Source organism: Halomonas sp. KAO (assembly GCF_015595025.1).
Taxonomy (GTDB): domain Bacteria; phylum Pseudomonadota; class Gammaproteobacteria; order Pseudomonadales; family Halomonadaceae; genus Halomonas.
In genome coordinates this window covers 424,552-449,929 of record NZ_JADNRL010000019.1, presented here as the reverse complement: position 1 = coordinate 449,929, position 25,378 = coordinate 424,552, and the positions used below count along the sequence as shown (strand labels likewise).

Sequence of the window (25,378 nt, the reverse complement as noted above, 5' to 3'; positions counted from 1 at the left end):
CCCGGCGCCCTGCGTTTACCACCGTCAACCGTTTTACCGAGGAGTCCGGGCATGATGTCCCCCGAACGCTTTCAGCAGCTGGCCGATGCCGGCTACAACCGTATTCCGGTCACCCGCGAGGTGCTGGCCGATCTCGACACGCCGCTCTCTACCTACATGAAACTCGCCAATGCCCCCTGGACCTTCCTGCTGGAGTCCGTGCAGGGCGGCGAGAAGTGGGGACGCTACTCGATCATCGGGCTGCCCTGCCGCGAGCGCATCGAGGTGCGAGATCACAGCATCAGCCATATCGTCGACGGCGAGTTGCATGGCGCCGCCGAGGTCAAGGATCCCCTCGAATGGATCGAGCAGTTCCAAGCGCGCTTCAAGGTGCCGCGGCTGGATGATCAGCCTCGCTTCGATGGTGGTCTGGTGGGCTACTTCGGCTACGACACCATCCGTTATATCGAGCCGCGGCTGTGCAGCGAGGCCGCCGCGGCCAAGCCCGACCCGCTGGGGGTGCCGGATATCCTGCTGATGGTGTGCGATGAGCTGGTGGTGTTCGACAACCTCTCCGGTCGCCTGGCCCTCTGGACCCATGCCGACCCGGCAGAACCTGAGGCCTATGTCCGCGCGGTCGAGCGCCTCGAGGCGCTGGAGATTCGCCTGCGCAGCGCCACCCTCAATACCGTCAGCCCCGGTACCGGCAGTGCGGCGGTGGAGGAGGGCGATTTCAGCTCCGGCTTTACCGAGACGGGCTTCAAGGCGGCGGTGGAGACCATCAAGGAGTATGTGCTGGCCGGTGATGTCATGCAGTGCGTCCCCTCCCAACGGATGTCGATCCCCTACCGGGCCGCGCCGCTGGATCTCTATCGGGCGCTTCGCAGCCTGAACCCGTCGCCCTACATGTTCTTCCTCGACCTGGGCGACCACCAGGTAGCCGGCTCCTCGCCGGAGATTCTGACCCGCCTGGAGGAGGGCGAGGTGACGGTGAGACCCATTGCCGGCACCCGCAAGCGTGGGCGCACCGAAGAGGAGGATCGCGCCCTGGAGGAGGAGCTGCTGGCCGACCCCAAGGAGCGCGCCGAGCACCTGATGCTGATCGATCTGGGGCGCAACGACGTCGGCCGGATCAGCGAGACCGGTTCGGTCAGGGTCACCGAGGAGATGGTGGTGGAGCGCTACTCCCACGTGATGCATATCGTCTCCAACGTCACCGGGCGGCTCAAGCCGGGGCTGACCGCCATGGATGCCCTGCGCGCCACCTTTCCGGCAGGCACCGTCTCCGGTGCCCCCAAGATTCGCGCCCTGGAGATCATCGACGAGCTGGAACCGGTCAAGCGGGGCATCTACTCGGGGGCGGTCGGCTATCTCTCCTGGCACGGCAACCTGGACACCGCCATCGCCATCCGCACCGCGGTGATCAAGGATGGCCAGCTGCATGTCCAGGCCGGAGCCGGCATCGTCGCCGACTCGGTGCCCGAGATGGAGTGGCAGGAGACCCTCAACAAGGGGCGCGCCCTGTTTCGCGCCGTGGCCATGGCCGAGCACGGCCTGGACAACCTCGAATAGCCCGGTGGCGGAGAGACTCATGAAAGTCTGCATGATCGACAATTACGACAGCTTCACCTTCAACGTGGTGCAGTATCTCGCCGAGCTGGGCGCCGAGGTCGAGACCCACCGCAACGATGCGATCACCCTGGCCGAGATCGAGGCCATGGCCCCGACCCATCTGGTGATCTCCCCTGGTCCCTGCACGCCCGACCAGGCGGGCATCTCCATGGAGGCCATCCGCCACTTCGCCGGCAGGCTGCCGATACTCGGCGTCTGCCTGGGCCATCAGGCCATCGGCCAGGTCTATGGTGGCCGGGTGGTGCGTGCCCCGGAGGTGATGCACGGCAAGACCTCGGCCATCCGTCATGCCGGTCAGGGGGTATTCGCCGGTCTCGACGACCCGCTGGACGTCACCCGCTACCACTCGCTGACCGTGGAGCGTGAGGGACTGCCCGACTGCCTGGAGGTCACCGCCTGGACCGCCGACGACGATGTTACCCCCGGGTTGATCATGGGCCTGCGTCACCGTGCGCTGGATGTGGAAGGCGTGCAGTTCCACCCCGAGTCGATCCTGACCCGCCAGGGCCATGAGCTGCTGGCCAACTTTCTCAAGCGCCACCCCCAGGTGCCGCTGGGCCGTGCCTGATTCGAGGAGATCCATGATGCAGATGCGAGATGCCCTCGGTGCCCTGATGCGCCGCGAGGACCTCAACTTCGACCAGACCCACCAGATCATGCGCCAGATCATGACCGGTGAGGTCAGTGATCCCCAGATCGCCGCCTTCCTGATGGGCATGGCGATGAAGGGCGAGACCGCCGAGGAGATCAGTGCCGCCGCCCAGGTGATGCGGGAACTGATGCGCCCGGTCCACCTCGAGGCGGACCATGTTGTCGATATCGTTGGCACCGGTGGCGACGGCGCCAACCTGTTCAACGTCTCCACCGCTTCCAGTTTCGTGGTGGCCGCTGCCGGCGGCCACGTGGCCAAGCATGGTAACCGCGGTGTCTCCTCCTCCTCGGGCAGCGCCGACCTGTTCGCCGTGGCGGGGATCCACCTGGACCTGGATGCCGAGCAGGTGGCGCGCTGCATCGAGCAGGTGGGCGTGGGCTTCATGTTCGCCCCCAACCACCACCCGGCGATGCGCCATGCGGTGGTGCCGCGCCGCGAGATGGGGGTGCGCACCCTGTTCAATATCCTGGGGCCGCTGACCAACCCCGCTGGCGCTCCCAATCAGGTGCTGGGGGTCTATGCCCCGGAGCTGGTGCCGCTGATGGCCGAGGTGTTGCGCCGCCTGGGGAGTCACCATGTGCTGGTGGTGCATGCCGAGGATGGCCTGGACGAGATCTCCCTGGCCCGACCGACCCGGGTGGCCGAGCTCAAGGAGGGGGAGATTCACGAATACGTGATCACCCCCGAAGAGCTCGGGATCCAGCGGCAGTCCCTCGACTCACTGCGGGTCGCGACCGCCGAGGACAGCCTGCGCCTGGTGGAGCAGGCGCTGATAGGCGAGGGGCCGGCGGCCGATATCGTGTCGCTGAATGCCGGTGCGGCCCTCTATGCCGCCGATGTGGCCGACAGCCTGAAGGAGGGGGTGGCCCTGGCACAGGATGCCCAGGCCTCGAAGCTGCCCCTCGAGAAGCTCAAGGAGCTGGCCAACTTTACCCGCGTCTTCCTGCAGTAAGCGTACCCCCACCAGGAGTCAAAACATGAGTGTATCCCCGGGGGCGACCCCTACCATCCTGACCCGAATTCTCCAGCGCAAGGACGAGGAGGTCCGTGAGCGTGCCCGCGCCGTGTCGGAGGCGGAGCTGCTGCGCCTGGCCGCCGAGCAGGGTTCTCCGCGGGGCTTCGTGGCGGCGCTGGAGCGGCGTATCGCCGAGGGTGACCCGGCGATCATCGCCGAGATCAAGAAGGCCTCGCCCTCCAAGGGGGTGATCCGCGAGGACTTCCATCCCGGCGAGATTGCCGCCAGCTACGCCGCGGGCGGTGCCGCCTGCCTCTCGGTGCTCACCGACGCCGACTTCTTCCAGGGCCATGAGGACTGCCTGATCGAGGCTCGCGACGCCTGCTCGCTGCCGGTGATTCGCAAGGACTTCATCACTCACGGCTATCAGGTGAGCGAGGCGCGTGCCATCGGGGCCGACTGTATTCTGCTGATCGTTGCCGCCCTGGAGGACAGGCAGATGGCCGACCTTCACCGGCAGGCGGTGGAGCTGGGCATGGATGTGCTGGTGGAGGTCCACGACGCTCTGGAGCTGGAGCGAGCCCTCAAGCTGGATCTCAGTCTGGTGGGCATCAATAACCGCGACCTGCACACCTTCGATACCACCCTCGATACCACCCTCGAGCTGCTGCCGCGCATCCCCGAAGGCGTCACCGTGGTCACCGAGTCCGGCATCCACACCCCCGGCGACGTGCTGCGCATGCGCGAGCATGATGTCAACGCCTTCCTCGTCGGCGAGGCCTTCATGCGCCAGCCCGACCCGGGTGAAGCCCTGCGCGGAATGTTCTTCTAAGCATTGATTTCGGCCCTCCCGTGGGCGAGGCTGCTCAAGAATAGTGAGCCGGTTCCTGCAGCGGGAGGCCGGCTCCACCGGTGGAAATCCCTCGCTGGCGACCCGGATGGGCCGTCAGCGGCGCCTTATCGCCCTGATGGCAATTCTGGTGCAGCTGGTGGTGAGCGGGTCGCCTAGAAGCTCAACTCAAGGCCGGCGTAGATGGTGCGCCCCGCGGCGGGTTCGTAGTAGCGTCCTCCGAAGGCATTGATGCGCACGTTCTCGTAGTACTCCTCATCCAGCAGGTTGTGGACACCCAGGTTGGCGCTCAGTTGGGTCTCCCCGTTGCCAAGTCGCCAGCTGTCTCCGGCCTTGAGGTTGAACAGCCAATGGTCATCGATCTTCACCTCGTTGGCGTTGTCGGCGTAATAGTCGCCGGTGTACTGGGCCTCGATGGTGGTGAAACGGTTACCGTTGCCGTACCAGGTCAGGCCGTTGTGCCAGACTTGCCTCGGTTGCCCCGGCAGGTGGTTATTGGTGAAGTCGCTTGCGCCGTCGTTGAAACGGTCGAAGCGGTAGTCGGCCAGGGTCAGGGCACTGGTGAGCCGCCAGGCCAGTGAGAAGCTCCAGTCCATGCCCAGTTCGATGCCGTCGCGAGAGGTCTTGCCGGCATTCTCGTAGTAGGTCCTGCCATCGGTGGCCTCGTAACCGATCAGTTCGTCGTCGACGTCGACCGAGAAGGCGACCATCTCGTAGCGCAGGCCGTTGCCGAAGATGCCTCGCACGCCAACTTCGCGGTTCAGCGCCTTCTGGGGCTGGACTGCGGGATTGAAGCCACCGCGCCCATCGTCACGCGCGAACTCCGTGAAGGTCGGCGTCTCGAAGGCATTGCCGACCGTGGCATAGACCTGATGATCGGGGTGGTAGCGATAGCTCAGTCCCAGGCTGCCTGTCCACTCGCGGAAGATGCGCTCCCCACTGTCGTCGCGACCGTCATCGAGGAAACGGTCGTCGATCGTCATGCGAACCTGGTCGTGGCGGACGCCGGCACTCAGGTCGAGTGTGTCGGTCAGCCCCAGCTCCGTCTGCAGGAAGACACCCGCGGAGGTGGCGTCCTGCTGCTCATCGGCGGTGATACCGGTAGTGTCGCCCCGGGAGTCCACCGAGCGACGCCCACGGTCGTCCTCCTGGCGGGCCAGGTCGATCCCGGTGACATAGCGCAGCGGCATGTCACCCAGGGTGGCCGCTCCGGTGTAATCGGCGCCGCCGCCATAGTAGTTCCGTTGATAGTCGATCAGGCTGCTGCCAGGGAAGGGAAGTTGCTGCTCGAAGTCACGGCGGCTGACGAAGCCGCGGACATTGACTTCTCCCCCTAGGGCGTCGCGGTCCTCGTAGTGCAGCCCAACCAGCTGCTGCTCCACGCTCTGTCCCGAATCGAGATCGATGGCAATATCGCGTGCCTGGCGTGGGTCCTCGGCGACCTCCTCCAGCGTCAGGGCGCTGGGGTCCTCGGCGGTGGGCATGTCGAGGAGGTTGACCAGCGCAGAGAGGCTCCGGTCATCATCCAGGCGGTAGCCGACCCTGGCATTGAGCAATCGTTTCTCCACCTTGCTTTGTTCCCGATAGCCATCGAAGTCCAGCGCCGAAATGCTGACGCTATGGACCCAATTTTCGGTTTCGCCGCCGTTGCGCAGCGAAAGCTTGCGGAATTCATCGCTGCCGCCCTGCAGACGCAACACCGGCGAGCGGCGCAACTCGCTGCCGTCACCGGTGGTGATGTCGATCACCCCACCGGCGGCGTTGCCATAGAGCACCGAGGAGGGGCCCCGAATCACCTCGATACGCTCTGCGCTGTCGAGGTCCACCGCATCGATCTGAGCCTGGCCATCGGGCAGGGTGTAGGGAATGCCATCGACGCGGATGTGCAGGCCGCGGATGCCGAAGGTCCCGCGTGCGCCGAAACCACGACTGGAGATCCGCTGCCCCTGGGCGAAGTTATCGCGGTTCTGCAAGAAGACCCCGGGCACCCTGTCAAGGGCCTCGTCCAGTCGCACCCCTTGATGTCCCCGCTGGATCTCCTCTCGGGTCAGGGTCGAGACGGCAGAGGGGGTGTCATAGAGGCTGCGCGTCAGCCGCGGTGCGCGGATGGTGATGGTGGGTAGTTGCCGATTCGCCTCGTCACCGCTTGCCGGTGCGCTGTTTTCCTGGGCATGGGCCGAAACGGCGGCGATCCCTCCAAGCAACACCAGCAGTGGAACCTCCTTTTTCATGGCGCCTTTCCTCTTCCGTGCGGATTGTCATGGTCTTGGCTCGCGTCTTCCGCCGACGGGATGCCTGAGCACAGTGTAGTGATCCCGGCTATTCTCGCCGGCGAGAAAGAGCATCGGGCTTTACACGCTACTTCCGGAAAGAGGCGATTCGCGTCCTGAGGGGGTATCGCTGTGTGGTAACGAAGCTGTCCCGGCGAAGCCTGGTGGCTTCGCCTCAGAAGGCCGGCTGCCTGGAGCACTCGCCAGGAGCGCCGGACACCGCGCCATTCCATGGCGCTCGGATCGCTCCCTTGGCGTCAGCCCTGGCGCTTGAGCTCGGCCAGCAGTGCCTGTAGCGGGTGGGGCAGGGCGGTCTCGGAGAACCGCGTTACCTGGCTGCGGCAGGAGTAGCCGGTGGCCAGCAGCCGCCCGGTATTGGCCTCATCCTCCACCACCGGCTGCCATGACTGGGCATAGATGGTTCTGGAGGTCTCCAGATTGCGTGCCTCGTGGCCGTAGGTACCGGACATGCCGCAGCAGCCGCTGGCGAGAAGCTCCAGCTCCAGGCCGAAGGCGGCGAAGACCTGCTGCCAGGCTTTCGGGCTTCCCGGGGCGTTGGTCTTCTCGGTGCAGTGGCTAAGCAGCCGGTATCCGGGGGCATTCGGTTCGCCCTCGGGACGATCGAGTCGTCGGGCCAGAGTGGTGGCCTGGGTCACCAACCACTCCTGGAGCATCAGCACCTCGGGCACCGCCTCCGGACCCAGGGCCTTCACGTACTCCTGGCGATAGGTGAGGGTCATGGCCGGGTCGATGCCCACCAGGGCTACCCCGGCCTCGGCCAGCATCCTGAGCCGTTCGGCCTGCCTGGCGGCGGTGCGCTCGAAGGCGCCCAGAAAGCCCTGGACGTTGAGCGGCTTGCCGTTGGGGGAGAAGGGGGCCACGAAGACCCGGAACTCCAGCCGATTCAGCAGCTCGACGATATCCATGACCAGCCTGGCCTCGAAGTAGCTGGTGAAGGCGTCCTGGACGATCACCACGCTGCGCGCCTTCTGGGCCTCGGTCAGCAGGCCGAGCGAGGTGGGGGTCGCCTCGGCGACGCCCCAGGCCCTCAGCTGCTTCTGCAGGCTGGCGCGGGAGAGCCGGGGGCTGTCCACCATGCCGATGGGGCCGGCCAGCAGGCGGTCGACCAGGCGATTGCCCAGGGCGGCATTGTAGAGCGGGGCGAGGCGGGCCAGGGTCGGAACCATAAACTCCAGGCCGCCGATCAGATAGTCACGCGGCGGACGCAGGTAGCGGCCGTGATAGGCCTCCAGGAACTGGGCGCGGGAGTCGGGCACATTGACCTTGATCGGGCACTGGCCGGCGCAGGACTTGCAGGCCAGACAGCCCGCCATGGCGTCATACACCTCGTGGGAGAAGTCCGCCTCGCCGCGCCGCCTGGCCAGGGTGTTTCTGAGCCGCCGGGGGAGGCCCTTGATAAAGCTCCAGCTGCCTTCGGCCCTCTTCCGGCGAGACTCCTCGACGAGATCGACGCCGGCCTCGCCCTGCAGACGAAGCCATTCGCGGATCAGGCTGGCACGCCCCTTGGGGGAGTGGATGCGGTCGCGGGTAGCCTTCCACGACGGGCACATGGCGTCGTCGGGATCGTAGTTGTAGCAGGCGCCATTGCCATTGCAGTAGACGGTGGCGGCATGGGCCTGCCATGCCTGCTCGTCGATGGTGCGGTCGAGCTGACCGCGGGTGGTCACACCGTCGATGGTCAGCAGGCCAGGGTCGACCCACTTGACGGTCTGCTCGTCTTCGCCCCCTTCGGGGCTGGACTGATTGGCCTGGGCGTCATTTTCGGCCAAGGGAGCTCTATCCGCGTTTTCGGGCGGAATAGAGAGCGGAGTGGCGATCTTGCCGGGGTTCAGCTGATTATGGGGGTCGAAGGCGGCCTTGATCCGCTGCAGGCTGGGATAGAGCTCGCCGAAGAAGGTCGGCGCATACTCCGAGCGCACCCCCTTGCCGTGCTCGCCCCACAGCAGGCCGCCGTACTTCTTCGTCAGCTCTGCCACCTCGTCGGAGACCACGCGGATCAGTTTCTCCTGCTCGGGGTCCTTCATGTCGATGGCGGGACGCACATGGAGCACACCGGCATCCACATGGCCGAACATGCCGTACTCGAGGCCCCGGGCATCCAGGGCGGCACGGAATTCGGCGATAAAGTCGGCGAGGTGCTCGGGCGGCACCGCGGTGTCCTCGACGAAGGGGATGGGGCGCTTCTCGCCCCTGGCATCGACCCTGGCATTGCCCAGCAGGCCCACGGCCCGCTTGCGCATGGCGTAGACCTTCTGAATCTCCGCTCGCCCCCGGGCGAGGGTGAAGCCCAGGCGCTCGACGCCCCCGTCCGCCTCCAGGTGGCGGCAGAAGGCGTCGACGCGCTGGCTCAGGCGTTCGGGGTCATCGTCGTTGAACTCCACTAGGTTGATGCCGCGCACCGGGGCGCCGGCCGCCGGGTCGCCGGCCGCTGGGTCGCCGGTCGCCGGATCGCCGGCCGGAAAGAACGCCGCGACGCTATCCCAGACGAAATCCTCCATGGCCAGCACCAGTACCCTGTCATCCACCGTCTCGATGGAGGTCGGGCCGGAGGGGCTGCTCTTGAGCGTCTGGGCATCGCGCAGGGCGTCCATGAAGGTGGCGTAGCGCACATTGACCAGGGTCGAGTGTCCGGGAATCGGCAGCACATTGAGCACCACCTCGTCGAGGAGGCCCAGCGAGCCCTCGGAGCCGCAGAGCAGGCTGTTCATGTCGAGGCGCCCCCGGGCGTCTCTCAGGTGCGCCAGATCATAGCCGGTCAGGCAGCGGTTGAGAGGCGGAAACTTCTCGGCGATCAGCTCGCCCTGGGTGTCGATGATCTCACGGGCGGTGCGGTAGGTGCGGGCGCTGACGGTATCGCCGCCACATAGCACCTCGAGGTCGTGCTCCTCGACCGGATGGCTCACCAGCCGTTCGCCCCCCAGCAGCAGCACCTCGAGCTCGAGCACGTGGTCGCGGGTCTTGCCGTACTCGCAGCTGCCCTGGCCGCTGGCATCGGTGGCGATCATGCCGCCGATGGTGGCGCGGTTGGAGGTGGAGAGCTCCGGGGCGAAGAAGAGCCCGTAAGGCTTGAGCGCCGCATTGAGCTGGTCCTTGACCACCCCGGCCTGGACCCGCACCCGGCGGTTCTCGATGTCGATATCGAGGATCCGGTTCATATGCCGGGAGACGTCCACCACCAGGCCGTCGGTCAGCGACTGGCCGTTGGTACCGGTGCCGCCACCGCGCGGGGTGAGGACCACCTGACGGTGCTCCACCTGGCCGGCCAGATGGGCGATGCGCTGCAGGTCCTCGCCGTGGCGGGGATAGAGCACCGCCTGGGGCAGGCGCTGGTAGATGGAGTTGTCGGTGGCGAGCACCGTGCGATCGGCGTAGTCGGGGGCGACCTCGCCCTCGAAACCGGCCACCTTCAGGGCCTCGAGGAAACGGAGGTAGGGCGTGGCGACTCCAGGGGCGGTGGCGGCGTCGGTGGTATCCAGTCGTGCGATCATGGGTATCTTCAAGGGCAGGCGAGGGTGCCTCTACTCTACCGCGCGGGGCCTGAGGACGCATCCTGGCTGCCCGGTTCGCCAATGCTATCGCAGTTATCGGAGCCAAGGGGCGCTGGGGATAAGTCGAAGAGGGGGTCCTACGCCAGGGAAGGCGTCGGTAGCGCCCATGGAGGGGGGCACAGCGCCCCCTCGTCGGTCCGGCGCTCCGGGGCTTATCGCCAGATCAGCCCCGAGCTATCGAGCAGTCAAGCTATCTGCGATAGCCCTGCCCGGTTCGCGTGGCGCCACTATCGCCTTTTGCCTACAATGGGCGGCCTGTTTCCTGCCGCCGCTTCCCGCGGCCGACACCCCAATCACCGACTGCTACGGACCGGATGCCATGCTCGATCCCAAACTGCTGCGCAGCGACCTCGAGACGGTCGCCCAACGACTCGCCAAGCGGGGCTTTGCCCTGGATATCGACCGCCTTGGGACGCTGGAGTCCCGCCGTCGGGAGCTGCAGGCCGAGACCGAGTCGCTGCAGAACAAGCGCAACACTCGCTCCAAGGCCATCGGCAAGGCCAAGGCATCGGGGGAGGATATTCAGCCGCTGCTCGACGAGGTCAGTGACCTGGGCGAGCGCCTGGATGGCGCCAAGGTACGCCTGGCCGAAGTTCAGGCCGAGTGGGATGACGCGGTGAGTGGCATTCCCAATCTCCCCCACGAGAGCGTTCCGGAAGGCGGCGACGAGAGCGACAATGTCGAGCTGCATCGCTGGGGCCAGCCTCGGGAGTTCGATTTCGAGGTACGCGACCATGTCGACCTGGGCGAGCTGAAGGGGGGGCTCGACTTCGACCTGGCGGCCAAGCTCACCGGGGCGCGGTTTGCGGTGATGCGTGGGCCCATCGCTCGGCTGCATCGGGCGCTGACGCAGTTCATGCTCGACAAGCAGACCCAGGAGCATGGCTACGAGGAGTGCTATGTGCCCTATATGGTCAACGAGGCGTCGTTGCGCGGGACCGGTCAGCTTCCCAAGTTCGGCGAGGATCTGTTCAAGCTGGACGACGAGCGCGGCTACCACCTGATCCCCACCGCCGAGGTGCCGCTGACCAACTTCGCCCGGGACGAGATTCTCGATGCCAGGAGTCTGCCGCTGAAACTGGCCGCGCACTCGCCCTGCTTTCGCAGTGAGGCGGGCTCCCACGGGCGCGATACGCGCGGGATGATTCGCCAGCACCAGTTCGACAAGGTGGAGATGGTGCAGCTGGTGATGCCCGAGCAGAGCTATGCGGCGCTGGAGGAGATGCGAGGCCATGCCGAGGCGATCCTGCAGGCCCTCGAGCTGCCCTACCGCGTGGTGACGCTGTGCACCGGCGACATGGGCTTTGGCGCCGCCAAGACCTATGACCTCGAGGTGTGGATCCCCAGCCAGGAGACCTACCGCGAGATCTCCTCGGTCTCCAACTGCGAGGATTTCCAGGCACGACGCATGCAGGCGCGCTTCCGTCACCCCGAGCAGAAGAAGCCGCAGCTGCTGCATACCCTCAACGGCTCCGGCCTGGCGGTGGGCCGCTGCCTGGTGGCGGTGCTGGAGAATTACCAGCAGGCCGATGGTTCGGTGACCGTGCCCGAGGTGCTGCGCCCCTATATGGGCGGCCAGGAGAGCATCAATCGATAGGCTGGCCGGTACCCACGCCCCTCGAACCCCCGCTGCCAGCGGGGGTTTGTCGTTATATCGCGGGGGTTGCCGATTGTTGAGGCGTCGCCCAGGGGGCATGATAGAAGCCATCAACGGCTTGGGAGATGAGGATGCGAGACGCTAACGACGAACCATCAGGCATCATACCGCTGAATCTGGTATTGGCCCTGGCGGCACTGGTGGTCATCGTGGCCGGGATGCGGGCCGGGGCCAGCCTGCTGGTGCCCATGCTGCTGGCGGCCTTTGTCGCGGTGATCTGCACGGCGCCGGTGCTGTGGCTCAACCGTCACGGTCTGGGGCTGCGCCTGTCGGTGTGGCTGACCCTGGTGGTGATCGGTGTCGTGTTCTTGTTACTGGGAGGGTTGCTGGTCAACAGCTTCGGCACCTTCGTCGACACCCTGCCCGACATCGAGCAGAAGCTCTACGACTACTACCTGAGGCTGCTGGATGGACTGTCGCGGCTGGGACTGGCCATCGATACCGACCGCCTGGCGGAGCTGCTGGATGCCGAGCAGCTGGGGGGGTGGATCCCGTCGCTGATCGGCGAGGTTGGCAACCTGCTGATGCAGAGTGTGGTGGTCGGGCTGCTGGCGGTATTCCTGCTCTTCGAGACCCTCAGCTTCCGCGACAAGGTCTCCCAGGCACTGGAAAACCCGGCGGCGAGCCTTGAGCGTTTCCGCGAGTTCAGCCTGAGGCTCAAGCGTTACCTGGCGGTGAAGACGGTAGTCAGCCTGGTAACCGGGGGGCTGGTCTGGATCGCCTGTCTGCTGGTGGGGGTGGACTTCCCTCTGTTGTGGGCGGTGCTGGCCTTCGTGCTCAACTACATTCCCAATATCGGCTCGGCCATTGCGGCGGTGCCACCGGTGCTGCTGCTGCTGGTCTCTCCCGATGGGGGCATGCTCGATGCGCTGCTGCTCGCCGCGGCCTATCTCGGCATCAACTTCCTGCTCGGCAATATCGTCGAGCCGCGCATGATGGGCAAGGCGCTGGGCCTGTCGACCTTTATCGCCTTCCTGTCGCTGGTGGTCTGGGGCTGGATCTTCGGGGCGGTGGGGATGTTGCTGTCGGTGGTGCTGACCATGACCCTGAAGATTGCCTTGGACAGCCACCCCGAGACGCGCTGGATTGCGCACCTGCTGGGGCCTGGCAATGAGGCCTCACGGGTAAGGGAAGGTCTCCCGCCTGCCAGGCATGACGAGGAGTGAGAGGGCGGAAGCGAGAGGGCTGAAACGACATCGCCTCGGCCTGGGCCGGGGCGATGTATCGGGCGGGGCGCTGCTGCTCAGGCGTTCTGTTCGATGAACTGGCTGAGCTGGGACTTGGACTGCGCGCCGACCAGCGAGGCGATCTTGGTACCGGACTTGAACAGCATCACGGTGGGGACGCCGCGCACGCCCTGCTCGGCGGCGATTTCGGGGGCGTCGTCGACATTGATGCTGACGACCTTGAGGTTGCCGCTGCGCTCCTCGGCGACCTCGTCGACTACCGGTGCCATCACCTTGCAGGGACCGCACCAGGGAGCCCAGAACTTGAGCAGCACCGGGGTGTCGGCCTTGAGGACTTCCTGCTCGAAGTTGGCGTTGGTGACATCGACGTTATTGGCCATGGGGTTCTCCAGTTTCGTTGCGCTGCATCGAGCGGACAGGGGTGGCAGGTGACATGCGTGGGTCACCCAGCCGGTCGGACGATGTTAGCGGCCGACTGGAGTGCTGGCAAATCGAGAATGCGCATCGGCGACTCGTGCGAAGTCTGGCATTATATGCTAGTTATGAATTAACATCTAGTTTTATATTCCTTTTTGCTACCTTGACGCCTCCAACGGATGGGGCGGTACGGGAGAGTCGTCATGAAGCTGCAGCAGTTGCGCTATATCTGGGAAGTGACCCGCCATAATCTCAATGTCTCCGCCACCGCTCAGAGCCTGTTTACCTCGCAGCCTGGCATCTCCAAGCAGGTTCGCCTGCTCGAGGACGAGCTGGGGGTCGAGATCTTTGCCCGCAGTGGCAAGCATCTGACGCGAGTGACTCCGGCGGGACAGGCGATCGTGGAGCTTGCCGGTGAGGTGTTGCGCCTTACCGAGAACATCAAGGAGGTGGCCCAGGAATTCAGCGACGAGCGTCGCGGCAGTCTGTCGGTGGCCACCACCCATACCCAGGCGCGCTACGCCTTGCCGCCGGTGATCCGGGAGTTTACCCGTCAGTACCCCGATGTGGCCCTGCATATGCAGCAGGGCACCCCCAAGCAGATCGCCCAGATGGTCAGCGATGGTCAGGCCGACTTCGCCATCGCGACCGAATCCCTGGGGCTGTTCAACGATCTGGTACTGCTGCCCTGCTATCGCTGGAACCGCTGCATCCTGGTGCCCCAGGGCCATCCGCTGACGGAGGAGAAGGAGCTGACCCTGGAGGCCATCGCGCGCCATCCGCTGGTCACCTACGTGTTTGGCTTTACCGGTCGCTCCCAGCTCGATGACGCCTTCCGTGAGCAGGGGCTTACTCCCAATGTGGTGCTGACCGCCGCCGATGCCGACGTGATCAAGACCTATGTCCGGCTGGGGATGGGGGTAGGGATCGTTGCCGGCATGGCGGTGGACCCCGAGCAGGATACCGACCTGGTGGCGCTGGACGCCAGCCACCTGTTCGCGAGCTCCACCACCAAGATCGGCATTCGCCGCGGTACCTTTATGCGCGGCTACATGTATGACTTCCTGCAGGGCTTCGCGCCTCACCTGGATCGCGATACCGTGGATGCTGCCCTGGCCGCCGGGCCGCGTCATGAGCGCGGCCTCTTCGAGGGTATCGAGCTACCGCTGCGCTAGGCGCCCGCCGCGCATGCGGTGGGCTCAGTGCTGCAGGTGCAGGCCGCACTCGCGCTTGGCCTCGACCTTGGTCGGATCGAAATAGTCGAACTCGTTGGGCAGGTCGTGACGCTGGAGGTAGGCGTGGAGATCCTTCGCCGTCCAGTGCAGCAAGGGGGCTACCTTCAGCAGGCCATCGGCGTTGCGGCTGACCGGGGCTATGCGGGAACGTTGCGGAGTGTCCTCGGCACGCAGGGCGGTGAACCAGACATCCGGTGCCATCTGCTCGAGGGCACGCTCGAAGGGCTCGATCTTCACCTCCTGGGTAAAGGCTGCATGGCGCGGGTCATCGATGCCGGGGAAGGGGCCCTCCAGCGCTTCGCGGTGAGCGCGGGTGCGGGTTGGCAGAAAGCTGATCAGGTTGAGGTCGAGGCGGCGCACCAGGGCGTCGGCGAAGCGGTAGGTGGCCTCGGTATTGTAGCCATGGTCCATCCAGACCACCGGGATGTCGGGGCGCTGACTGGCCACCATATGCAGGATCACCGCCTCGAAGGGGCGGAAGTTGGTGGTGCAGATCGGCTGGCTGCCCTGGTCGAGGGCCCAGCGGATAAGCGCTTCCGGGTCCTGGCCGAGGTCGCGGTTGATGATGTCGAGGGTCTCGATCATGGGGGGTCTCCTGGTGCGTATGTCGACCACCCTAGCGGAACGGCAAGGCGTGCGCCCAATACCGATTTCTTGCGTTGTTATTATTATTTAAGAATAAGAGTTTGTTTTCTTATTCCTTGTTTCCTTCTGTGGCGAGCGCCGCCATCAGGTGACGGATCTTGTCCCAGGTCTCCTGATATTCGGCCTCATCCTCCGAGTCGGCCACCAGGCCGCCACCGCCCCACAGGTGCACGCGGTCGCCGTCCGCCACGGCGGTGCGAATGGCGATGGAGGTGTCCATCCGACCCCTAGTATCCACGTAGCCGAGGCTGCCGCAGTAGACGCTGCGCCGGCTGGGTTCGAGTTCGTCGATGATCTGCATGGCACGCACCTTGGGAGCGCCGGTGATGGAGCCGCCGGGGAAGGCGGCGGCCAGCAGCTCCAGCGGCGTGCGCCCGTCGGCCAGCGTGCCGGTGACCACGCTGACCAGATGGTGGACATTGACATAGCTCTCCAGGCCGCATAGCTGGGGTACCCGCACCGTCCCGGGACGGCAGCGGCGGCCCAGGTCGTTGCGCAGCAGATCGACGATCATCACATTCTCGGCGCGATCCTTGAGGCTCTGCGTAAGCTCGGCGGCCAGGCAGGCATCGCTTGTCGGGGTGTCACCGCGCGGGCGTGTGCCCTTGATGGGACGGGTCTCCACATGGCCGTTGCGGCACTCCAGGAAGCGCTCCGGCGAGAGCGAGAGGATCGCCTGCTCGCCATTGGGGGAGGGCCAGGCCATGAAGCCCGCGAAGGGGGTCGGTGTCGCCTTGCGCAGGCGCCGGTAGGCGCTCCACAGGTCGCCCCGGTAGGGAGCGCTGAAGCGCTGGGCCAGGTTGACCTGATAGCAGTCGCCGGCACGGATATAGCGCTGCACGGCATCGAAGCGTGTCAGATAGGCGTCGCGGTCGAGTTCGGCGGCGAAGGCGGCCGTCAGCTGGTAGGCGGCTTCCGGTGCGGGGGCGGCGTTCAGCCACTCGAGTGCCTGCTGGCGACGCTCCGGGGTGGCCACCAGCCAGGCCTCTCTGCGCTCATGATCCTGGATCAATGCCCAGTCGTAGAGGCCGACCCGGCTGTCAGGCAGCGTCACGATACGGCGGGCACGCTTCCCCACTCGCTCCAGCTGGTAGCCGAGGTCGTAGCTCCAGTAGCCGATCAGCCCGCCCAGGAAGGGCAGCTCGCTCTCCGGTACCGTCATGCTCTCGGTCAGGCCCGCGAGCAGGGCCTGCTGGGCGTCAAAGGGTGCCAGGTTGCGAAGCTCCGGTACGCCCTCCACCCGGCCCGACTCATCCACCGTCAGCACCGCCAGCGGGTCGCTCGACAGTATGTCGTAGCGGCCGCCCGGGGCCTCGGGGCGGCCACTGTCCAGCAGCACGGCCCCCGGCCTTCGGCGCAGGCGGGCGAAGGCGGAAAGCGGGGTGGGCCGGTAGGGGTGCGGCGTGATCTGGAGCTGGGCGGTCATCGCTGGGCCTATGCAATCGGGGCGCCCATTCTAGGCGTCGAAGGCGTCGTTGTCCTCGTCGATATGCACCATTGGGCTCTATGTGGCCGACAACATTGTCGACATCTCGAAGCGAGAAGGGGAAAATGTCTACAACCAAAGACGTACCACTCGCCCATTACGCCGTGTTGACCCGAAGTCCGGCAATGGCTACTCTTTCTTTACCCAATAATTGTCGACAATCATCATGAAGCCAGTCGAAGCCGAATCATCCAGTCCCGAAGTCCGCACTCTCGCCGAGCGGGTCTTCCAGCAGCTGCAGGATGCCATCGTGCGTGGCGAGCTCGTACCGGGCAGCAAGATCACCGAGCCGGGCCTGTCCAGGACCTATGGCATCTCTCGCGGGCCGCTGCGCGAGGCGATGCGCCGGCTGGAGGCTCATCGGCTGATCGAGCGTGTCCCGCATGTCGGTGCCCGGGTGGTGAAGCTCTCCATACAGGAGCTGCTGGAACTGTTCGATGTCCGCGAGGCCCTCGAGAGCATGGCCGCCCGCCTGGCGGCGGAGCACATGACCGCCGAGGAGATTGCCGGCCTGCGTGAGGTGCTGGCGCTGCATGAACGCCAGGCCGACCTCAAGAAGGGCGAGGCCTACTTCCAGCGCGAGGGTGACCTGGACTTCCACTATCGCATCGTTCAGGGCAGCCACAATCGCATGCTGGTGACCATGCTCTGCGATGACCTCTACTACCTGGTGCGGCTCTATCGCACCCAGTTCAGCGCCAGTGGGTCGCGTCCCCAGCGCGCCTTCGTCGAGCACCACCGCATCGTCGATGCCATCGAGGCCGGCGATGCGGAGCTCTCCGAGCTGCTGATGCGCCGCCACGTCAGCGCTTCCCGAGCCAATGTCGTCGATCGCTACGCCGCGTCCCTGAGGGAGTCGGAAGACTCCCCGGCCTGACCCATCTTCCCGATATCACCAGGAGAAACACCATGACCCAGCAGACCCCCGGCGCCCGCTTCCGCGCTGCCCTCGAGGCCAATCGCCCGCTCTCCATCGTGGGTACCATCAACGCCTATACCGCCATGATGGCCGAGCGCGTGGGCCACCAGGCCATCTACCTTTCCGGCGGCGGCGTGGCCAACGCCTCCTTCGGCCTGCCGGACCTGGGCATGACGACCATGAACGACGTGGTCGAGGATGCCCACCGCATCTGTGGTGCCACCGACCTGCCGCTGCTGGTGGATATCGATACCGGCTGGGGCGGCGCCTTCAATATCGCGCGCACCGTCAAGGAGATGCAGCGCGCCGGCGTGGCGGCGGTCCACCTGGAGGATCAGGTGGCCCAGAAGCGCTGCGGTCACCGCCCCAACAAGGCGATCGTCTCCCAGCAGGAGATGGTGGACCGCGTCAAGGCCGCCGCCGACGCGCGTATCGATCCGGACTTCTATCTGATTGCCCGTACCGATGCCTTCCAGAAGGATGGGCTGGATGCCGCCATCGAGCGCTCCCAGGCGTGCATCGAGGCGGGTGCCGATGCCATCTTCGCCGAGGCGGTTCATACCCTCGACGACTACAAGACCTTCTGTGAGCGCGTCGATGCGCCGATCCTGGCCAATATCACCGAGTTCGGTGCCACGCCGCTGTTCTCCCAGCAGGAGCTCGCCGAGGTGGGCTGCCGCATGGTGCTCTATCCGCTGTCCGCCTTCCGTGCCATGAACGCGGCGGCGCTCAAGGTCTATCAGAGCATCCATGACAATGGCCATCAGCGTGATGTGGTCGACACGATGCAGACCCGCGATGAGCTCTACGACTTCCTCAACTACCACAGCTTCGAGCGGAAGCTCGACGCCCTGTTCGCACAGAGTCAGTTTGAAGAGAAGGGCAGCGACGCCTGAGGCGCGTGCCGCGCTTGAAACAGCACCACGGATACAACATCAAGAGGAGAGATAACATGGCTGATAAACCCGTTAGCGGCGCAGGCCTGCGCGGCCAGAGTGCCGGCACCACCGCCCTGTGCACCGTGGGCAAGACCGGCTCCGGCTTGACCTACCGTGGCTACGACGTCAAGGAGCTGGCCGAGAAGGCGAAGTTCGAGGAGGTGGCCTACCTGCTGCTCAAGGGCAAGCTGCCCAACCAGGCCGAGCTCGACGCCTATATCACCAAGCTCAAGGGGCTTCGCGGCCTGCCGGCCGAACTCAAGAGCGTGCTCGAGCAGATTCCCAAAGATGCCCATCCCATGGACGTGATGCGCACCGGCGCCTCCATGCTGGGCAACCTCGAGACCGAGCAGAGCTTCGACGAGCAGCAGGATGTCGCCGACCGCCTGCTCGCCGTCCTGCCCTCGATCATCTGCTACTGGTACCGCTTCAGCCACGACGGGGTGCGCATCGAGACCGAGACCGATGATGCCTCCATCGGCGGACACTTCCTGCATATGCTGCGGGGCGAGCCGGCCTCCGAGCTGCATGCCCGGGTCATGAACGTCTCGCTGATTCTCTATGCCGAGCACGAGTTCAATGCCTCGACCTTTACCGCCCGCGTCTGCGCCTCCACGCTCTCCGACATGCACTCCTGCGTGACCGGTGCCATCGGCTCCCTGCGGGGTCCGCTGCATGGCGGTGCCAACGAGGCCGCCATGGCGATGATCGAGAACTGGCAGTCGCCGGATGAGGCCGAACGCGAAATCCTCGGCATGCTCGAGCGCAAGGACAAGATCATGGGCTTCGGTCACGCGATCTATCGCGAGTCCGATCCGCGCAATGCCATCATCAAGGAGTGGTCGAAGAAGCTCTCCGAGGACGTCGGTGACAGCGTGCTCTACCCGGTCTCCGAGCGTGTCGAGGCGGTGATGTGGCGCGAGAAGAAGCTGTTCTGCAACGCCGACTTCTTCCATGCCAGCGCCTATCACTTCATGGATATCCCCACCAAGCTGTTTACCCCGATCTTCGTGATGTCGCGGGTGACCGGCTGGGCCGCGCATGTCTTCGAGCAGCGTGCCAACAACCGCATCATTCGTCCCAGCGCCGACTATGTGGGCCCGGAACACAGCGAGTGGGTGCCCATCGAGCAGCGTGACTGATCGACCAGGGGCATTGCAGGGCGGCTCCTCGAGCCGTCCTGTCGCCTTTCCCCGCCTCGCGGCCAGCCGTCTGCAAGAGATCTCGAAGCCATGAATACTGATTATCGTAAACCGCTCCCCGGTACCGAGCTGGACTACTTCGATGTGCGTGCCGCCGTCGAGGAGATTCAGCCCGGTGCCTATGAGACCCTTCCCTACACTTCACGGGTGCTGGCCGAGCAGCTGGTGCGCCGCTGCGAGCCGGCGCTGTTGACCGACGCCCTGAAGCAGCTGATCGAGCGTCGCCGTGACCTGGACTTTCCCTGGTACCCGGCGCGAGTGGTGTGTCACGACATCCTCGGCCAGACGGCCCTCGTCGACCTGGCCGGCCTGCGGGATGCGATCTCGGAGCAGGGGGGCGATCCCTCCAAGGTCAATCCGGTGGTGCCCACCCAGCTGATCGTCGACCACTCCCTGGCCGTCGAGCACGCCGGTTTCGAGGCGGATGCCTTCGACAAGAACCGCGCCATCGAGGATCGTCGCAACGAGGACCGTTTCCACTTTATCGAGTGGACCAAGACCGCCTTCGAGAACGTCGACGTGATTCCCGCCGGCAACGGCATCATGCACCAGATCAATCTGGAGAAGATGTCGCCGGTGGTGCAGGCGCGGGATGGCGTTGCCTTCCCCGACACCTGTGTGGGCACCGATAGCCACACGCCGCATATCGACTGTCTGGGGGTCATCGCCATCGGGGTCGGCGGGCTCGAGGCCGAGACCGTGATGCTCGGGCGCCCCTCCATGATGCGTCTGCCCGATATCGTCGGTGTGGAGCTGACCGGCAAGCGACAGCCGGGGATCACCGCCACCGATATCGTGCTGGCGATCACCGAGTTCCTGCGCAAGGAGCGGGTGGTGGGGGCCTACCTGGAGTTCTTCGGCGAGGGGGCCAGGAGCCTGACCATCGGCGACCGTGCCACCATCTCCAACATGACGCCGGAGTATGGCGCCTCCGCGGGGATGTTCTATATCGATGAGCAGACGCTCGACTACCTGACCATCACCGGCCGCGAGCCGGAGCAGGTCGCGCTGGTCGAGACCTATGCCAAGCAGGTTGGCCTGTGGGCCGACAGCCTGGAGAGTGCCAAGTACGAGCGCGTGCTGACCTTCGACCTCTCCACCGTCGAGCGCAACCTGGCGGGCCCCTCCAACCCCCATCGTCGCCTGGCCACCAGCGATCTCGTCGAGCGTGGCATTGCGGTCGACTATGAAAAGGCCCAGGCGGAGGAGAGAGAGGGCAAGCTGCCGGATGGTGCGGTGATCATCGCCGCCATCACCAGCTGTACCAACACCTCCAATCCACGCAACGTGGTCGCCGCGGGGCTGGTGGCCAAGAAGGCCAATGAGCTCGGCCTGATCCGCAAGCCCTGGGTGAAGTCCTCATTCGCCCCGGGATCAAAGGTGGCGCGCCTCTATCTGGAGGAGGCCGGCCTGCTGCCGGAGCTGGAGAAGCTCGGTTTCGGCATCGTCGCCTACGCCTGCACCACCTGTAACGGCATGTCCGGCGCCCTGGATCCCGAGATCCAGCAGGAGATCATCGATCGTGATCTCTACTCCACCGCGGTCCTCTCCGGTAACCGCAACTTCGATGGCCGCATTCACCCCTACGCTAAGCAGGCCTTCCTGGCCTCGCCGCCGCTGGTGGTTGCCTACGCCATCGCCGGTACCGTGCGCTTCGATATCGAGAAGGATGTGCTCGGTACCGACGCGGACGGCAACCCGGTGACGCTCAAGGACCTGTGGCCCTCCGATGAGGAGATCGATGCCATTGTCGCCGAGCACGTCAAGCCGGAGCAGTTCAAGCAGGTCTATATCCCGATGTTCGACCTGGACGCCGCCGAGAAGGCCGAGAGCCCGCTTTACGACTGGCGTCCACAGAGCACCTATATTCGTCGTCCCCCTTACTGGGAAGGCACTATGGCGGCGGAGCGTGAGCTCAAGGGCATGCGGCCGCTGGCGATCCTGCCGGATAACATCACGACCGACCATCTGTCGCCGTCCAATGCCATCATGATGGATAGCGCCGCCGGGGAGTATCTGCACAAGATGGGCCTGCCCGAGGAGGACTTCAACTCCTACGCGACCCACCGTGGCGACCATCTCACGGCCCAGCGGGCCACCCTGGCCAATCCCAAGCTGTTCAACGAGATGGTGCGGGACGAGAACGGCGAGGTGGTGCAGGGCTCGCTGGCGCGGGTCGAGCCGGAAGGTGAAGTGATGCGCATGTGGGAGGCCATCGAGACCCACATGAAGCGCAAGCAGCCGCTGATCATCATCGCCGGTGCCGACTATGGCCAGGGCTCCTCGCGTGACTGGGCGGCCAAGGGCGTGGCCCTGGCCGGGGTCGAAGCGATTGTCGCCGAGGGCTTCGAGCGCATCCACCGTACCAACCTGATCGGCATGGGCGTGATGCCGCTGCAGTTCCAGGAGGGAACCACCCGCCATACCCTGCAGCTGGATGGCACCGAGACCTATGATGTGGAAGGGACGCCGGCGCCGGGGGCGACCCTCGAGCTGGTGATCCATCGCAAGACCGGCGAGGTCGACCGGGTTCCGGTGATCTGCCGTCTGGATACCGCGGAAGAGGTCACCGTCTACTCCGCCGGTGGCGTGCTGCAGCGCTTCGCCAAGGACTTCCTGGAGGGTGTAGGGAGTGAGGAGGTGGCGAGCGCATGAGTCAGTTACCCCAGATCAGGATCCCCGCCACCTATATGCGTGGCGGCACCAGCAAGGGGGTCTTCTTCAGGTTGAGTGACCTGCCGGAGGCCGCGCAGGTGGCGGGTGAAGCGCGCGATCGCCTGTTGATGCGGGTGATCGGCAGCCCGGACCCCTACCAGAAGCAGATCGACGGCATGGGGGGCGCCACCTCCAGTACCAGCAAGACGGTGATCGTGAGTCGCAGCGAGCGCCCCGACCACGACGTTGACTACCTCTTCGGCCAGGTCTCCATCGACAAGGCCTTCGTCGACTGGAGCGGCAACTGCGGCAATCTCTCCGCGGCGGTGGGGCCCTTCGCGATCGGCAATGGCCTGGTTGACCCGGCGCGCATCCCGGACAACGGGGAGGTCGAGGTGCGCATCTGGCAGGCCAATATCGGCAAGACGATCGTCTCTCGGGTGCCGATCCGCGATGGCCAGGTTCAGGAGACCGGTGACTTCGAGTTGGATGGCGTGACCTTTCCGGCCGCCGAGGTTCCGGTGGCCTTCAAGGACCCGGCCGACGGCGAGGGAGCCATCTTCCCCACCGGTAACCTGGTCGATGACCTCGAGGTGCCGGCCGACGTGGTGGAGGGGGGTACCCTCAAGGCAACGCTGATCAACGCCGGCATTCCGACCGTCTTCGTCGATGCCGCCGAACTCGGCTACACCGGTACCGAGCTCCAGGAGGCGATCAACGGCGATGCCGATGCGCTGGCAATGTTCGAGACCATTCGCGCTCATGGGGCGGTGAAGATGGGGCTGATCACCGACGTCGGCGAGGCGGCGACCCGTCAGCACACCCCCAAGGTGGCCTTCGTGGCGTCGCCGAGCGACTATGTCGCCTCCAGCGGCAAGCGGGTCGAGGCCGGCGAGATCGACCTGGTGGTGCGTGCCCTCTCCATGGGCAAGCTGCACCACGCCATGATGGGAACCGCGGCGGTGGCGATCGCCTCGGCTGCCGCCATCGAAGGCACCCTGGTCAATCTGGCCGCAGGCGGCGGCAAGCGCAGCGCCGTCACCTTCGGGCACCCCTCAGGCACCCTGCGGGTGGGGGCCGAGGCGAGCCTGGTGGAGGGACGCTGGGTGATCGACGAGGCGGTGATGAGCCGCAGCGCCCGGGTGCTGATGGAGGGCTGGGTACGCGTGCCCGGCGACAGTCTCTAGATAGCCACGATCGAGGTGCCATCCCGTCGTCAGGCTATCGCCTGACATAGTAGGTGGGGTGGCACCTCGCGAAGAGGCATCACCCAATCGCCCCGGATCCCAGGACAGGATCCGGGGCGTTTTCTATGGTCATGGTAGGGTAGGGGTTCAAGCGACGGCAGGAGATGATCATGAGTACCGTGGAAGCCAATGTGCGGCCTGACTATGACGCTGAGCTGCAGAAGATCGCCGACTATGTCCTGAACTATCGCATCGCAAGCGACGAGGCCTGGGATACGGCCAGGCTCTGCCTGATGGATACCCTGGGCTGCGGGTTGCTGGCGCTGCGCTTCCCCGAGTGCACCAAGCACCTGGGGCCCCTGGTGGAGGGGACCGTGGTGCCTCACGGGGCCAGGGTGCCGGGCACTTCCTTTCGGCTCGATCCCGTCAAGGCGGCCTGGGACATCGGGGCGATCGTGCGCTGGCTCGATTACAACGACACCTGGCTGGCGGCAGAGTGGGGCCACCCTTCCGACAACCTGGGGGCCATCCTTGCCGTGGCCGATCACCTCTCCCAGAAACGCGTGGCCCAAGGCGAGGCGCCGCTGGTGATGCGAGACGTTCTCGAAGCGATGATCATGGCCCATGAGATTCAGGGCGTGCTGGCGCTGGAGAACTCCTTCAACCGGGTGGGGCTCGATCATGTGGTGCTGGTCAAGGTGGCCTCAACGGCGGTAGCGGCCCGACTGCTCGGGGCCGACCGTGAGCAGCTGCTCGCGGCGTTGTCCCATGCCTGGGTGGATGGCCAGAGCCTGCGTACCTACCGTCACGCACCCAACGCCGGTTCACGCAAGAGCTGGGCGGCGGGGGATGCCACTTCCCGGGCGGTACGCCTGGCGGATATCGCCCTGCGGGGCGAGATGGGAGTCCCTGGGGCACTCACCGCCTCCCAGTGGGGGTTCTATGATGTGCTGTTCAGTCACACCAATCGTGATCTGGCCACCAAGCCCGAGGGGGAGAGGCGTTTCCGCTTTCAGCGCGAGTTCGGCAGCTACGTGATGGAGAATATCCTCTTCAAGCTCTCCTTCCCGGCCGAGTTCCATGCCCAGACCGCCTGCGAGGCGGCGGTGACCCTGCATCCACTGGTCAAGGGGCGGCTCGACGAGATCGAGCGAATCGTGATCACCACCCACGAGTCGGCGATTCGCATCATCTCCAAGGAGGGCGACCTGGCCAACCCGGCGGATCGAGACCACTGTCTGCAGTACATGGTGGCCGTGCCGCTGATGCTTGGAGAGCTGAACGCGGAGCACTACGAGGATGACTTCCATGTTGCACATCCCGAGATCGACACGCTGCGTGGCAAGATGGAGGTCGTGGAGGAGTCGCGTTATACCCGCGACTATCTGGACCCCGACAAGCGCTCCATCGCCAATGCCATTCAGGTCTTCTTTACCGACGGCACCTCTACCGAGCAGGTCGCGGTGGAGTATCCCATCGGTCATCGCCGGCGTCGCCAGGAGGGGATTCCGGTGCTGGAGGAGAAGTTCCGGCGCAATCTCGAGACACGCTTCCCGCGGGCACGCAGCGAGAGGATAGTCACGCTCTGTCAGGACCAGCAGGGGCTGGAGGCGACACCGGTTCATCGCTTCATGGATCTTCTGGTGATCTGACGGTGGGGGAGGGGCCATGGGCTCGCGTGCCAGGCATGGCCCCAACCCTCTGGAATTGCGGGATATTACCGGGGGGAAAGTTAAGCCCTCTCGCACCGGGTTTTGATGAGCTAAACTTTTTTACAGGAAGGCCTTGCGGACCCGCGGGGAAAGCCGTAAAGTACGCATCCGCTGCCGGCGACGGGCAAACGTTGCAGGCGGTGAGTGTGGCAAAAGTGACTGTTCTGCAATGGTTTTTTCGGAAGATTTCGAATAATACCGGTTGACAGTCGCGGCAGATTCGCTAGAATG

The 25,378-nt window shown here is 65.3% G+C and carries 18 protein-coding genes; 13 read left to right on the top strand and 5 right to left on the bottom strand.

Features of this window, described 5'->3' with window-relative positions:
• Nucleotides 1-54 precede the first annotated feature (54 nt).
• Genes trpE through trpC form a run of 4 tightly spaced genes read left to right on the top strand, consistent with a single transcriptional unit; the run spans nt 55 to nt 4,050 of the window.
• Nucleotides 55-1,551: an anthranilate synthase component I gene (gene trpE, locus IOC61_RS08280; RefSeq protein WP_195688855.1), complete on the top strand. Its 1,497-nt coding sequence runs from the start codon at nt 55-57 to the stop codon at nt 1,549-1,551.
• A 19-nt stretch (nt 1,552-1,570) separates the two neighbouring features.
• Nucleotides 1,571-2,179, top strand: coding sequence for an anthranilate synthase component II (locus IOC61_RS08275; protein WP_195688371.1), 609 nt, complete (start codon nt 1,571-1,573; stop codon nt 2,177-2,179).
• A gap of 16 nt (nt 2,180-2,195) precedes the next feature.
• A complete protein-coding gene (gene trpD, locus IOC61_RS08270) occupies nt 2,196-3,215 on the top strand; it encodes an anthranilate phosphoribosyltransferase (protein WP_195688854.1) in 1,020 nt (339 codons plus the stop codon).
• A gap of 25 nt (nt 3,216-3,240) precedes the next feature.
• Nucleotides 3,241-4,050 carry an indole-3-glycerol phosphate synthase TrpC gene (trpC, locus tag IOC61_RS08265; protein WP_195688370.1) on the top strand — a complete coding sequence of 270 codons (810 nt, stop codon included), beginning with the start codon at nt 3,241-3,243 and terminating at the stop codon, nt 4,048-4,050.
• Nucleotides 4,051-4,223: 173 nt separating this feature from the next.
• On the opposite strand, the gene IOC61_RS08260 is transcribed toward trpC, so the two are convergent.
• Entirely contained in the window at nt 4,224-6,299 is a 2,076-nt protein-coding gene (locus tag IOC61_RS08260) for a TonB-dependent receptor family protein (protein ID WP_195688369.1), read from the bottom strand.
• Between the two features lie 296 nt (nt 6,300-6,595).
• A complete protein-coding gene (locus IOC61_RS08255) occupies nt 6,596-9,847 on the bottom strand; it encodes an FAD-binding and (Fe-S)-binding domain-containing protein (RefSeq protein WP_195688368.1) in 3,252 nt (1,083 codons plus the stop codon).
• A 379-nt stretch (nt 9,848-10,226) separates the two neighbouring features.
• Here IOC61_RS08255 and serS point away from each other — a divergent pair, with 379 nt between their 5' ends.
• Together serS and IOC61_RS08245 are read left to right on the top strand one after the other, a co-directional pair.
• Nucleotides 10,227-11,504, top strand: coding sequence for a serine--tRNA ligase (serS, locus tag IOC61_RS08250; protein ID WP_195688367.1), 1,278 nt, complete (start codon nt 10,227-10,229; stop codon nt 11,502-11,504).
• A 131-nt stretch (nt 11,505-11,635) separates the two neighbouring features.
• The gene (locus tag IOC61_RS08245) at nt 11,636-12,730 is read left to right on the top strand and encodes an AI-2E family transporter (protein ID WP_195688366.1); all 1,095 of its coding nucleotides are present in this window, start codon (nt 11,636-11,638) and stop codon (nt 12,728-12,730) included.
• Between the two features lie 77 nt (nt 12,731-12,807).
• On the opposite strand, the gene trxA is transcribed toward IOC61_RS08245, so the two are convergent.
• On the bottom strand, nt 12,808-13,131 hold the full coding sequence (gene trxA, locus IOC61_RS08240; protein WP_195688365.1) for a thioredoxin: 324 nt from the start codon (nt 13,129-13,131) through the stop codon (nt 12,808-12,810).
• Nucleotides 13,132-13,371: 240 nt separating this feature from the next.
• On the opposite strand from trxA, the gene cysB reads away from it, so the two are divergent.
• Nucleotides 13,372-14,343, top strand: a complete 972-nt coding sequence (cysB, locus tag IOC61_RS08235) for an HTH-type transcriptional regulator CysB (protein WP_195688364.1) — start codon at nt 13,372-13,374, stop codon at nt 14,341-14,343.
• A 24-nt stretch (nt 14,344-14,367) separates the two neighbouring features.
• On the opposite strand, the gene IOC61_RS08230 is transcribed toward cysB, so the two are convergent.
• Both IOC61_RS08230 and pabB read right to left on the bottom strand, forming a co-directional pair.
• Complete coding sequence (locus IOC61_RS08230) at nt 14,368-14,988, bottom strand: phosphoadenosine phosphosulfate reductase family protein (RefSeq protein ID WP_195688363.1); 621 nt, start codon at nt 14,986-14,988, stop codon at nt 14,368-14,370.
• A gap of 109 nt (nt 14,989-15,097) precedes the next feature.
• On the bottom strand, nt 15,098-16,474 hold the full coding sequence (pabB, locus tag IOC61_RS08225; RefSeq protein WP_195688362.1) for an aminodeoxychorismate synthase component I: 1,377 nt from the start codon (nt 16,472-16,474) through the stop codon (nt 15,098-15,100).
• Nucleotides 16,475-16,700: 226 nt separating this feature from the next.
• On the opposite strand from pabB, the gene IOC61_RS08220 reads away from it, so the two are divergent.
• The 6 genes from IOC61_RS08220 (at nt 16,701) to prpD (ending at nt 25,087) form a co-directional block, all read left to right on the top strand.
• Entirely contained in the window at nt 16,701-17,411 is a 711-nt protein-coding gene (locus IOC61_RS08220; protein ID WP_195688361.1) for a GntR family transcriptional regulator, read from the top strand.
• Between the two features lie 32 nt (nt 17,412-17,443).
• Nucleotides 17,444-18,349 (top strand): methylisocitrate lyase, encoded by a 906-nt coding sequence (prpB, locus tag IOC61_RS08215; protein ID WP_195688360.1) that lies wholly within the window; start codon nt 17,444-17,446, stop codon nt 18,347-18,349.
• A 56-nt stretch (nt 18,350-18,405) separates the two neighbouring features.
• A complete protein-coding gene (gene prpC / locus IOC61_RS08210; protein WP_195688359.1) occupies nt 18,406-19,533 on the top strand; it encodes a bifunctional 2-methylcitrate synthase/citrate synthase in 1,128 nt (375 codons plus the stop codon).
• Nucleotides 19,534-19,623: 90 nt separating this feature from the next.
• Nucleotides 19,624-22,248 carry a Fe/S-dependent 2-methylisocitrate dehydratase AcnD gene (acnD, locus tag IOC61_RS08205; protein ID WP_195688358.1) on the top strand — a complete coding sequence of 875 codons (2,625 nt, stop codon included), beginning with the start codon at nt 19,624-19,626 and terminating at the stop codon, nt 22,246-22,248.
• On the top strand, nt 22,245-23,435 hold the full coding sequence (gene prpF / locus IOC61_RS08200) for a 2-methylaconitate cis-trans isomerase PrpF (RefSeq protein ID WP_195688357.1): 1,191 nt from the start codon (nt 22,245-22,247) through the stop codon (nt 23,433-23,435). The genes acnD and prpF overlap by 4 nt, the downstream gene beginning before the upstream one ends.
• 170 nt (nt 23,436-23,605) lie before the next feature.
• Nucleotides 23,606-25,087, top strand: coding sequence for a 2-methylcitrate dehydratase (prpD, locus tag IOC61_RS08195; protein WP_229333000.1), 1,482 nt, complete (start codon nt 23,606-23,608; stop codon nt 25,085-25,087).
• The last annotated feature ends 291 nt before the right edge of the window (nt 25,088-25,378 follow it).